The organism is Bacteroides xylanisolvens XB1A (assembly GCF_000210075.1).
In the GTDB taxonomy this organism is placed as follows: Bacteria; Bacteroidota; Bacteroidia; order Bacteroidales; family Bacteroidaceae; genus Bacteroides; species Bacteroides xylanisolvens.
Map to the genome: position 1 here is coordinate 3,151,349 of NC_021017.1, position 13,459 is coordinate 3,164,807.

General features: G+C 42.7%; 6 protein-coding genes. All 6 read right to left on the reverse strand.

The window, feature by feature from the left end:
• Positions 1–46: 46 nt before the first annotated feature.
• The 6 genes from BXY_RS12450 to BXY_RS12475 all read right to left on the reverse strand — a co-directional run bounded on the left by BXY_RS12450 (position 47) and on the right by BXY_RS12475 (position 13,369).
• On the reverse strand, positions 47–994 hold the full coding sequence (locus BXY_RS12450; RefSeq protein WP_008641729.1) for a tRNA-dihydrouridine synthase family protein: 948 nt from the start codon (positions 992–994) through the stop codon (positions 47–49).
• A 227-nt stretch (positions 995–1,221) separates the two neighbouring features.
• Positions 1,222–2,334 carry a DUF5017 domain-containing protein gene (locus tag BXY_RS12455; protein WP_008023918.1) on the reverse strand — a complete coding sequence of 371 codons (1,113 nt, stop codon included), beginning with the start codon at positions 2,332–2,334 and terminating at the stop codon, positions 1,222–1,224.
• Between the two features lie 30 nt (positions 2,335–2,364).
• The gene (locus BXY_RS12460; protein ID WP_004324280.1) at positions 2,365–4,137 is read right to left on the reverse strand and encodes a RagB/SusD family nutrient uptake outer membrane protein; all 1,773 of its coding nucleotides are present in this window, start codon (positions 4,135–4,137) and stop codon (positions 2,365–2,367) included.
• Positions 4,138–4,164: 27 nt separating this feature from the next.
• Complete coding sequence (locus BXY_RS12465; RefSeq protein ID WP_008023920.1) at positions 4,165–7,323, reverse strand: SusC/RagA family TonB-linked outer membrane protein; 3,159 nt, start codon at positions 7,321–7,323, stop codon at positions 4,165–4,167.
• 159 nt (positions 7,324–7,482) lie between these two features.
• Entirely contained in the window at positions 7,483–9,018 is a 1,536-nt protein-coding gene (locus tag BXY_RS12470; RefSeq protein ID WP_008776115.1) for a sulfatase-like hydrolase/transferase, read from the reverse strand.
• Positions 9,019–9,310: 292 nt separating this feature from the next.
• Positions 9,311–13,369, reverse strand: coding sequence for a hybrid sensor histidine kinase/response regulator transcription factor (locus BXY_RS12475; protein ID WP_208946814.1), 4,059 nt, complete (start codon positions 13,367–13,369; stop codon positions 9,311–9,313).
• Between the last annotated feature and the right edge of the window lie 90 nt (positions 13,370–13,459).

Here is a 13,459-nt window from a genome sequence, read left to right on the forward strand (position 1 = left end):
TATTTGTAAACGGGTGCAAAATTACGTAAAATTACTGGTTATTAGTTTATCGTTGATTAAAAAAGGCAAGGATTGCCTGATTGTATTTGTTGAGGCTTGTGCTTTTATGAATTGCTTTCAGTAATTTTCTGTCCGCTTGCGGCATTAAATATTCCCAGAAAGTTTTCATTTTGTTCAGAAGCTGTTCGTCTCCTCCTTCTAACTGTTCTGCATATTGATTGTATACACATCTATGCATCGATTGCAATTTTTCTCTTATTTCATCAAGCTCAAGTGTACGGTTTTGTCTATATTCCAATGCCAATGCCGGGTTGGCAAGTAGTCCTCGTCCTATCATCATTCCGGCTAATCCGGGAAACTGTTCCTGAATGTGGTGAATATCTTCCACACTATTGATATCCCCATTATAGATGAGCGGATGTTTGCAGACTCCCTGAAAGGCTTCAAACGCTTTAAGGTCGACTTCTCCTTTATATTGCTGTTTTCCTAAGCGGGGATGCATAACCACTTGTCGTAGGGGGAGCTCATTGATAATCGGAGCCAGTTTCAGACATTCTTTCGGATCTTCCCAACCCAACCTCATTTTGATAGAAAAACTTATTTGCGGATATTCCGTAATCAGCAGGCTAAGTAACGCTTGCACTTCTTCGGGATAAGGAAGAATACCGGAACCATTGTGGCGTTTAGCCAGCATGGGAAAAGGGCATCCCATATTGATATCGACTTCCTTATATCCCTTTTCAATGAATAGGGATAAGATTTTGTCTGCTTTGTCAAAAGAGGGAGCTATCAGTTGCGGAATCAGATGGGGTACTTGATTATTTCCGGGCTCGATTCCTCGGACATCTCTATGACGAAATCCGCCTTTTTCGAGTCGTACAAATGGGGTATAATAAGTATCTATACCTCCGAAGCAGGCAGCATGAGCATTACGGTAAAACACGTCGGTATAACCTTGTAATGGGGCAAAATGAATAGGAAGAGTCTTTTGCATTGTTTTTATTTTTGTGCAAACTTATATATAAATGTTGATTTATACGCTAGTTGAGTAAAGAAAAATGTTTTTTCGGAAGAGAAGAAAGGGAAGAGGGTGAAAAGATATGGTAAAAGTAAAAGAGAGGAACCTCGCGGACCCTCTCTTTTTAATGTTAAATTGATTAAAGTCTGATTTTTATAAACGTTTTCTATGATTGAAGGTTAGAAAAATTGGGGGATATACTATTATTCTACAACGTTTATAGTCAGTTCACGTACTACTTGACCACCTTGATGGACGTAGTTTGCATTGTTGGCTACGAAGGTAGCGGTGTATGTCCCGGCTTCTTCGTAGGTATGTGAGTATATCTCTAATGTTTGCGAGATATTCTTGATGCTTTGTCCTGCATCCGGATAGCAAGTACCCAGCAAGACGGGAGCCGAGATAAGCCAAGTGTCTGCTTTTGTTGTTCCTTTACTTCCTCCTGCGATTTGTATTCTGGTAGGTGTGGTGGTACTCCAGAAGTCAGGGATTTGTCCGTCAACAAGCAAATATGGATATTTTTTTATGTTCTCTTCACTGTTTAGGTCCTCATCCGGCATTTTCTCATTTCCCAATGCCTTCTTAAGAACTTTTTTGTGACTGTCATTTAGCTTCGTTAAATCATATACGAGATTTAGCGGTGAGAAACCGAAATCTTTTGCATTAACCGTATTCCCTTTGCCGTTTGTGAACATCAAGTCAATATTCATATCCATGATGTTGAGCTGTGGCATTGTATTTGAGTTATCAATGGGGTTATAGTGAACCGCTATTGTTATTTCTTTAGCAAGATAAGAAGATAATTCGAATGTAAAAGTTTTGCTGGATTCTGCTGTCTCGCTAGTGCTGTTCGGTTTGGTTGGAAGTTCTTCCTGTGCAAATACCTCTGTCCATTCACAGTTTTCTACAGTTTGTTTATCTTGATCTACATTACTGCCGTTTATGCCATTAAATTGGTCGGAAACGAGTACATGAGTAGAGCCTTTAATTGTGCTTGCGTTTCCATATCTATACCAAATGCGGAAACTAAGTTCACACTTTTCAATATCCTCTACTTTCATTTCTGTACGGTTTCGATGTTTGTATTCATGACCTATTTCTCCACTGAAGAAAGTGATAAAGTCAGGGTCTCCATTAAAGCTGAACGTTACCGGACTGCCTTTTTTGACAGTTACAGTGTTACCGTTAAAGCTGACATTGTTGTCTGTCACCACACCCACTTCCATTGCTGTTTCTTCTTTTAATTCCTTGTCGCATGAAGCGAGACACAGTCCGGCAAAAGCGATAGTCATCAAACTTTTATATATTGTCTTCATATCCTTTTCTTTTTAAAGTTAATAAGTGATTTACCAACCCGGATTATTTGTTTTGATAGCACCGTTCGAGCCAATTTCATTGGCAGGAATCGGGAAATAGTTGTAAGACTTCGGAATATTGAAGTAAGTATATACATTGATTCCGAACTTCCAGGATTCGTCAGCCTGTGCCTTGTCCACTTGTTCCTGCATCAGTTTGTAATAGTCTCCCCAACGGATCAGGTCGAAACGGCGTGTGTACTCGAAACAGAGTTCCATTGCACGTTCGTCTTTGATAGCTTTGCGGAAGCTCTCTTCATCCAGATTTGCTGCAAGTTTTTTGATTCCTGCACGTTCTCTTACTGCATTGATACATTCATACGCCAAATCATTAGGGCCATGGTTGACTTCATTTTCTGCCTCTGCAATCATTAGCAGAATGTCAGAGTAACGGAGAAGAGGGAAGTTGATGGAAGTATCGTTTTTACTCTTCTTGTCTGCTTCATATTCTCTACGATATTTGGCGGCAGCCCTGTTGCGGTTCTTATTGGCATCGTTCTTCGATTCACGATCACCGTAAGTAGACCCCGGCTCTGTTTTACCATAGCTGAAGGATTTATCCCAGTATTGTTGTTCCACTTCATCTCTTTTTCCTTTTACAAATTCACGACCGTCTACCGGAGTACCTTCTCCTGCTGACTGGGTGTAAGTGAATGGAGCGATGTTCCAGTTGCAACGGTCAATGTCATCGTTTGCTTCATACAATTCCAGCAGTTTAGGAGTATTCCAGATAAAAGCGTATGCATAGCCCGGATCACCTTTACCAGTGATGGATGCTTTGGAAGAAAGGTCCTTACCCTGAATGCCGATAATATTACCGATTCTACCTTCTGCACGTACATCCGTCGAACGGTTACCTGCAAATTCTACTTCCCAAATACTTTCATTAGCCTTGGCACCATCCTTATTGAGAGCAGTGTTATACTTATCAGAACAAATGTCGATAAAGAAGTCCCAATATTTGGCAGTTAGTGAATGACCCTCATTCTTGACTAACTGTGCATAGTAACTTGCTTTTTTGAAATATTCTGTAATCTCGGCACTAGTCGTGTTGTTAGCCAAACCCACTTCCTTGTCACGTTTAGGTTCACCGGCCCGGAACATATATACACGCGCCAACATTCCCCAAGCAGCCGATTTGGAAACACGTCCCGGTAAATAGTTCAAATCTTGAGCAGATTTGAGATCCTCGGCAGAACCATACATCTCTTTGATGATAAAATCATAAATCGTCTGTTTGTCCGTACGTGGAATGGAGAGGTTATAGGCATCTTCTGTAGAAGTAGTCTTGAAAGGTACATCTCCCCAACATTCTACCAAAGTAAAATAATAGAATGCGCGTAAGAAACGGGCTTCGGCTTTGTACTGCTTGCGGGTATCGTCGTTCATATCGGGCACTGCATCAATATTTTCCAGGAAAATATTGGCTCTGTTGATGCCGGAGTATAATGTGTACCACAATGCTGCAACGGCCGGATCACTTGTGTTGGCATTGTTACAGATCAACCCACTTTTGTTAGGTCCGCGGTTGGCACCACCATAGTGTCCCAGATCGTCACCTCCTACAAGGTATAAGAACTCATTTCCGTAGAAGGAACTTTGTCCCAGAATGGCATAGGTTCCTGTCAGCCAAGAGGTAGCGTCCGCTTCATTTTTGAAGAAGTTTTCAGGAGTGGTGTATGTCGGGTCTTTTTCCAAGAAATCGCAGGAAGTCAGGTTAAGTCCGACAAGAAGTGATATGATGATTATTTTTATTGTTTTCATATACGTAATTGTTTGAAGGATGATTGATTAGAAACCTAAGTTTATACCAAAACTGATAGAGTAGGCTCTCGGATAAGCGGAGAAGTCCAGTCCCGGAGTCAGTGCGCCTTCACGGATAGATACTTCCGGGTCGTAACCGGAATACCCTGTACATGTCCATAGATTCTGACCGGCAACGAATACGCGTGCATTGTCTATCTTCCATTTCTTGGTCAGTTGTTTCGGCAGTGTATATCCTAAAGACACGGTCTTCAGACGAAGGAACGAACCATCTTCGATAATACGTGTAGAGAACACTTTGTTAGAACCGGAGTCGGTAGCTCTCGGAATATTACTTTCCGGATTTTCCGGTGTCCAGCGGTCTGCGTAACTTGCGTATTGGTTCAAGTCACGTGTTTTATTGCTGTTCTCGAAGAACAGGCGGTTGGCATTCAATACATCGTTTCCATACGACCATTGGAAGAAGATGCTCAAGTCAAATCCTTTGTATTCGAAATTGTTGGTAAATCCGCCCGTATGTTTCGGCATACCGTTACCGATCATAGTGCGGTCGTTATCGTCGATGATACCGTCACCATTCAGGTCTGCGTATTTCGGCATACCCGGTTGTGTATTACTTTCGGAAGAGAAATACGGAACATTGCGTTTCAGTGTATATGTATCACCTACTTTGTCGAAATCTTCGTATTTGTATGTACCTTCGTAGATGAATCCGTACATCATTCCCATCGGATAACCCACTTTGGCAATGTAGCTGTATTGAGAGTTATAGTTCTGGTCAAATTTGGCTGCACTCAACAGAGAAGATTGGTTTTCGGCCAATTCTAATACTTTGTTCTTGTTGAATGCGATATTAAAGTTAGTAGTCCATGAGAAATGACGGTTCTTGATATTGGTTGTGTTCAATGTGAGCTCGATACCTTGGTTGCGTACCTTTCCTACATTCTTCATGGCACTGAAATAACCGGAAGAGGTGGGAAGTGCAGTATTCAGCAACAAATCACGAGTCGTTTTACGATACCAGTCTACGGTTAATCCGATGCGTTCGTCCAGGAAGCCTAAGTCCAGGCCTAGGTTCCACTGTTCGGTAGTCTCCCATTTCAGTTTTCTGTTTCTTAAGGAAGTGGGCACTGTACCTACACTTGTCAGGCTGTTTTCGAACGGATATACACCACTCGGTAGGCTACCGATCGAAATAAAATCTCCAACTTTATCTTTTAATATCTGATATAAAGCATACGTATCATACTCGCCTACACGGTTGTTACCGGTCAATCCCCAGCTTGCTCTTAATTTACCGGAAGAAACAACAGACTTCAATGGTTTCATGAAATCTTCCTCCATGAATCCCCATGCCAATGAACCGGAAGGGAAATAGCCGAAACGGTTATCACCACGGAATTTGGAAGAACCGTCGGAACGGAAAGAAACCGTTGCATAATACAATGATTTGTAGTTATAGTTCAAACGTCCCAGGAAAGAGAGCATAGACCAGGAACTCTTTAATGATTTGGTCGTACTGGGAGTTCCTTCACTCATTCCTGCCATCCCGAGTGCTTCGTTTGGAATTTGCACTGTCTTGTATGAATAGTATTCATAGTCAGAATTTTGCAGAGTTACACCTACCATACTATTAAAGAAATGCTTCCGTTTGATATTGGTCTGATAGGTTAGAATATTTTCGTTCAACCACGTTGCACGTTGAGAATGGTAGATTTCTGCATTCACCTTATCGGATGATTTCGGATTACCATAACGAGTTTTCGAGTTGTTGAATGTTTCCCCTTTGCGGGTATCGAATGTGTAACCGCCGGAAACTTTCAACTTCAATCCTTTGATAAATTCATATTCTGCAAATCCGTTGAACTGGATATAGTTCGCGTACGTCTTGCGATATTCATTTTTCAAAGACATGATAGGGTTGAAACGATAGTCGTTGGTATTGTTTATCGCGTCGTCCATGATGTTATCCATCAACGAGTTTAATGGTCTGTCCGGTTCGGTCACAGGGCGATATCCCCATACACTATAGAACAGGTTATTCATACCACTGTATGAGTTCTGGGAAGGAGAACCACCGGTAGTTGTAGTACTGGAATAGTTGGTCGTCAGATAGATTTTCAGTTTCTTCTTTTGGATGGTAGTACCCATACGGCCTTGTACACGTTTGTAGTTTGATTCCAACAAGATACCGTCCTGGTCATAATAAGATAAAGAAGCATTGTAGCGAACTCCTTCCGAACCACCGGTCAGGCTGACATTGTGGCTTTGCATCCATGCGCTGCGGAAGATTTCATCCTGCCAGTTATATTGCGGGATATTTCTATAATCTTCCAGTCCCCATTTCTTACCGTCATAATTCATGAAGTAGGTAGTTTCCATATCTTTGGGACTACGTTCTGCCTGTAGTTTGACGAATTCATAGGCATCCATCATCGGGATCGTTTTGGTGATATGCTGAATACCGAAACTTCCGTCGTATTTAATTTTAGGTTGGCCGATTGTTCCTTTCTTGGTTGTAATCATCACGACACCGTTGGCACCACGGGCACCGTAGATAGCGGTAGCAGAGGCATCCTTCAGGAAGTCGAGTGACTCGATATCGTTCTGATTAATGGCTGCGGCTATGGAGGGGTCTTCCACCGGGAAACCGTCAATGACATAAAGAGGAGAGTTGTCCTGTGTCAAAGAGTTGTTACCACGGATGACGATGTTCATCTGTCCGCCCGGCATACCTTCGCCCGAACTTACGTTGACACCGGCAATACGTCCGCCCAATGTCTCGCCGAAAGAAGCAGTCGGAGTGCTAAGTAGTTCCGCCATACTGGCTTTGGCAACAGAGCCAGTCAGATCCTTCTTGCGTATCTCCTGATAGCCGACTACTACCACTTCGTCCAATGTCTTTGTGTCTTCCTTTAATGTGATAACCATTGGCTTTTGAGTGTCCACCTTCATTTCTACTGTGACATAACCAATGAAAGAAATAACCAATATCGAATTTTTATTGGGCACGTTAAAAGCAAATTTACCGTCAAGGTCAGTGATTGTTCCTTGCGAAGTACCTTTTACCTGGACACTGGCTCCCGGCACTCCTTCTCCTAAGTTATCCTTCACTGTACCTTTAACAAGTACCTGTGCAAGTACAAAAGAAACAGAAAACAGGATCAGTCCGATGGAGGAGAGCATCCTTTTTCTAGTTTGAGTGGATAAATGTTTTTTCATATATTAAAAATTAAGTGATTTTATTGAATCTACGCTTGCAAAGATAGATGGATTGAATATTCTAATATGGATAGAATTATTCAAGATTGGTGCAAAATCATACAATTTTCCTGTTCTCATAAACTATTTTTCTTTTACGGATTCTAGTAATTCAGATAATTCTTTCACTATGTCGGGGTATTGTTTTGATACATTCGTTTTCTCCGATGGATCGGAGGATAAATCGTAAAGTTGAGGCTGTTTGTCGTTGCCTAACTCCATTTTCGTCCAATACTCGATAGCGGGGCCGTCGCTCGGTTCGATGTATTTCCATTGACCTTTTATGATGGCAAGTGTGTTATTGAGATTCTGTTGAACGACATACTCACGGTTTGTATTATTTTTGCCGAGGAGTACGTTCAGATGTTCTTGACTATCGGGAGCAGCTCCTTTACGTAAAGGTTGGTCCAAAAGGGAGGCGAGCGATGCATACACATCTATTTGAGAGAAAAGAGCTTGTTGCTTGTTCGGCTTTACTCGGGCAGGCCAGCGGACGATAAATGGAACGCGTGTCCCCGCTTCGTAAGCACTGTATTTCCCACCACGGTAGATCCCCATCGGAGTATGCCCGTTGAGAAGTTCGTAAGCTTGGTCTTGATAGCCGTCGTCGATAACAGGACCGTTATCGCTGGTAAAGATCAGGATGGTGTTGTCTGCGATGTGGAGGCTGTCCAGTGTGTGCATGATTTCACCGATGGTCCAGTCCAGTTGCAGGATGACGTCGCCACGAGTGCCGAGTCCGCTTTTGCCTGCGAAACGTGGGTGGGGGATGCGTGGTACATGTACGTCTTGCGTACCCATATATAAGAAGAAGGGTTCTTCCTGATGGGATGCAATGAAATTCTTGGCCTTGTTGGTGATGATATCGGCTATGTCTTCATCTTTCCAAAGGGCGGATTTTCCTCCGGTCATCCAGCCGATACGGGGAATGCCGTTGATAATTGTATTGTTGTGTCCCTGGCTGGGTTTTAAAGTGACGAGCTCTGGGTTCTCTTCTCCCGTAGGCCAGTCGCCTACTTTGTGGTCGTAGTTTACGGTGATAGGATCATTGGGGTCAAGTCCTACGACATGTCCGTTTTCTACAAATACACAAGGTACACGGTCTACGGTAGCCGGAATAATAAATTCGTAGTCGAACCCGATGCTTTGTGCGTTAGGGGTAATCCGGTTGTTAAAGTCGGTTCCACCTTTCGGACCGAGTCCCAGATGCCATTTGCCTACTGCACCGGTTGCGTATCCTGCATCTTTCAGCATATCTGCCATGGTGATGCAGGTAGTGTCGATAATGAGTTCAGAGTTGCCGGGAGCGATTCCTGTGTTTTCCTGTCTCCAAGGATACATACCTGTCAGGAGTCCGAAACGGGAAGGGGTGCTGGTGGCAGAAGTTGCATAAGCATTGGTGAATTGTACTCCTTGTCCTGCCAACCGGTCGATGTTGGGAGTGCTCACTTTTGTTGCTCCATAACAACTTAAATCACCAATGCCGAGATCATCTGCAAATATATAAATAATGTTAGGCTTTTGGCTATTCTGCCCATTGTTCTTTTGGGGTGCATGATTGCATCCTGACAGCGTGACGATGCCGGACAATAGGGGAAGTAGACGCGAAACGTTTTTCATAATGCTGAATGTTTTAGGAAATAATGTAATGAACACAAAGATAAGCGAATGGAAGAAAAAGAATGAGTAGGAATGTACAAGTGAAGTACAAAATAGTACACTTAAGAGGTTACCTTCTTTATTCGGGCGAAGATGTCCGGACTAAGAAACCGTTTATATCATAAATTTAGGCACGGATTACACGGATTAACGCTGTTGTTTTCATACTCATCGTTTTTTAATCCGTGAAGTCCGTGTGATCCGTGCCTAATAATATAAGATTATTTTGCAAGAGTGCTTGTATAGTTGCCTGCTAATCTGTTTCTTCTCCGTCCCCTTCTTCTTCGCTCTCTTCTCCTTTACGATAAGCCAGCGGACTGACGTGATAAATCTCCTTGAAACATTTACTGAAATAGCGGGAGGAGGAGAACCCAATCCGGTCAGAGATCTCCGTGATATTCAGCTCCGGGTTATTCCTTAACATGACAGCGCCTTTTTTGAGACGTATGCTTAGGATGAAATCATTCGGGGTCTGGCCTGTAACTGCTTTCAGTTTAGTGAATAGGTTCGTACGTGCCATACCCATTTCGCGGGCGAAGATATTAACGTTGAAATCCGTATTGTCCAGATGACGTTCGATAATGGCCATCGCGCGGTCGAGCATCTCCTTATCCATCGGGTTGGTAGCCAACATTTGGGCAAAAGCCTGTGGTTGTTTGCTGAACTTCTCTTGCAATAGCCGGCGGGAATTAACTAGGTTATTGCAGCGGGAAATCAGAAGATTGGTATTAAACGGTTTCGTGATATAATCATCCGCACCAATCTTCAAACCTTCGATATTGTGCTCTATAGCAGTACGTGCGGTTAATAATACCACCGGAATATGGCAAGTGTTAAAGTCCGTCTTGATCTGTTTGCAAAGTTCCGTACCCGACATGCGTGGCATTACGACATCACTTAAAATGATGCTCGGCATATCCTTCTGTATCATCTCTAATGCTTCTACTCCGTCGGAAGCCGTACTGACTTGATAGAATGTTTCGAAAATACCGACTAACATCTGTTTGATAGATTCATTGTCTTCCACTATCAGCATTTTGGCGTCTTCGATGCGCTTGTTATCTTCTTCTTTCCATTCCGAATCAGGGATTATTTCTACTGAAGGAACAATAGTCTCTGTTTGCTGGATGGTTTCCGTATCATCTTTCGCTATTTGCTCTTCTGTGAAGTGTTCCTTGCCTAGTTTGAGGGTGATAATGAAACTGCTTCCTTTGCCCGGTTCGCTTTCTACCCGGATTGTGCCGTGATGAAGTTCCACAATACCTTTCGTCAGTGCCAGTCCGATGCCTGTACCGGCTCCGGTATTCAGCGAGTTGAGATGCTCGGTCTGATAGAAACGGTCGAATATCTTATCAATTTCGGCAGCGGCGATACCTGTACCTGTATCTTTTATTTCAATGATGACATGGTCTTTCTCCTGCGATACATTAATCGAAATTGTATCTTCGGCCTTGGTATGCTTCACTGCATTAGACAGCAGGTTGTTTATCACTTTCTGCATCTGCTTTTGGTCATACCATACTTCAATGTCATCCTTCTGTTTGTTGAACTTGAAGTTGATTTGTTTACTGCTCGCATATTCGAGGAAGAGCAAATAATTCTCATACAGGAAGTTAACCAGATTGTGCTGGCTAACTTTGATCTTCATGTGACCCTGTTCCTGTTTACGGAAATCAAGTAGTTCCGTAATCAGTTCCCGTAATTGGAGACTGTTCTTGTAGATTCCCAATACCTTATTATATATATTAGGCGTAAATGTCTGCACCTGCAACAAAGTTTCCACTTGTCCCACGATCAGCGTTAACGGTGTGCGGAATTCGTGCGAGATGTTAGTGAAGAAACGGAGTTTCGACTGGTTCAATGCTTCGAGGTCTTCAATATGCTTCTTTTCGTACTTCAAAGACTCACGGAGTTTGATGCGCGAATTATAGTTCTGAATAAGATACCATAACAGGCTGATAGTGACAATGGTATAAATCAGGTAAGCCCACCATGTCTCATACCATGAAGGGAGTACGATAATCAGCAGTCTGGCCTCTTTTATTCCTTCCCTCTGTGATTTGATGACAAGGGTATATTTACCCGGATTCAGGTTTGTATAAGTAATCAGCGTTTGCTTCCGGTAAGTATGGTTCCATTCGTCTGAGAAACCCTCCAGGCGATAGAGAATTTCATCTCTGTTGGCAGGGATGAAGTTGGAAGTGGCATATTCGATGCTAAACATCGATTGATTCGCTTTCAGACTGATTTCCGGAGTATGACAGATCGACTGTTCCAGGATGCCGCTTTCATCTCCCGGAACTACTTCTTTTCCGTTGACAAACAGGCGGGAAAGAATGATATTATATGATTTGGGAGTGAAATGTAATTTTTTCTCCCAGAAAGAAATCATTCCCTGAATACCGCCAAGGAATACTTCTCCGTCATGTGTCACAAATAGTGCGTTTTCATTGACGGCAGTCAACGGGAATCCATTCTCCGTACCGTAATTATAGAATTTCTTGCTTGGATAGTTGAACTGTGAGAATCCCTGATTGGTAATCAGCAATAAGTCTCCTTTCTGTATGGACGATTCGCATACTTCGTAGATGCAGTCGCTGGATAAACCATCTGTCTGTACGTCAAAGTTCTCGAAGTCATCACTTTCCTTGCGGTAACGGTCGAGACCACTTCCGGAGGTGCAGAACCATAGATTACCATTACTGTCCTGCATGATACTGTTGATATTATTGTTGCTAAGGCTGTTCGGATTAGCGGGATTGTGTGGATAATTAGTAAGTTTACCGCTGTCGAACCGATAAGAATAAACACCCTCCCCGGTAGCCGCAATCCACAGTGTACCGTCTTTATCAATATAAAGACTGGCTACCATGCCAATACCTCTTCCTTCTTTCGTCTCTTTGAAGAGTTGTTGGCAAGCGCCTGTTGCCGGATTGAAAAGACAAACACCGTTTTGTGTGGCAACAACCAGCTTGTCTTTATAAGGTACAATGTCTCGGACGATATCCGAAGGTAGCGAGGTTGGATCTCCGGCTTTCATCCGGTAGACTGTGAAACGGTTGGTACGCAGGTCGAGTTTGTTCAATCCTCCCAAGTGTGTACCTATCCACATGATTTCATTAGTCCGGTCGTAATAGATTGCTTTGACGTTGTTATGGGAAATACTATTTTTGCCCTCTTCGTGGCGATACCACCGATAGGTGTTATTTTTCCGGTTGTACACATTCACGCCACCGCCTTCGGTACAAATCCATAAGTTTCCGTCTTTATCTTCAGTCATTCTGCCGACAATCGGGCTACTTAGACCTTCTTTCTCTGTATCTCCTGTCTTGTAGCGGGTATAGATTTCATATTCCGGATTGAAATAGTTGACACCTCCGAAATAAGTACCCAGCCAAATTGTTCCTTGTTCATCTTTGACGATGCACCAGATGGAGGAGTGGGTAAGTCCGTCGGGTTTGTTCGCGTTGGCAGTGTAAAGTTGGAATTTACCTGTGCTCTTTTCATAGCGATTTAACCCGTGAAAGGTTCCTATCCACAGATTTCCTGCATTATCTTCACAGCAACTCCTTACGAAGTCGGCACAAATACTGTTTGGATTTTTGGGATCATGACGGAAGTTCTCGATGGTACCGTCTGTTTTTATCCGGTAGAGTCCTTCTTCCCAAGTACAGATCCATAATTCTTTAGACGAATCTTCGTAAATACTCGCAATATTACCTCTTGTGACAGGTTGGGAAATCTTTTTGTCTCCCGATAAACAGTAAAGTCCGTTACTGGTAGTTCCCATCCACAGATTTTTCTTTTCGTCCAGGTGGAGGCAGGAGAGGGTGATATCTTTTCCGGCAAGATGATAGTAGAGATCGAAGTTTCCGGTACTTTCATTATATACAAACACTTCTTCTCTTTTCCCGATATATAATTTCTCGTTGAAATAAATAGCATCCACATTGCCTTGCAGCAACGTTTTGAATCTTTGTGTGGTCAGATCGAACTCTGCTACCCCGTCCGTACAGAGCAGGTATACCTTCCCGTTTTTGTTTCCGGTGATACGCAGCACTGTATTGCTGAACAAACTGTTCGGATCGTTTTTATTAAGTTTGAAACTTTTGATATCGTTACCGTTATACCGGTTCAGTCCTTCACGCGTGCCAATCCATATAATCCCCCGTTCATCAATATAAAGGCTATTGACAGAAAATTGGGAGAGTCCGTCGTCCGTGGTCAAGTGGCTAAAAGTGATGTTTTGACCTTGTGTGCGGACTCCAGCTACGCTTAAAAATAGCAGAAATAAAAGAATTACTTTTCTCACTAATTTATTTTTTAAGGTGTTTACATCTATGCAAATATATTGTTTTTATTCGATTTCAGTGAATCTTATTAGAAGAAAGTAACTATAAAA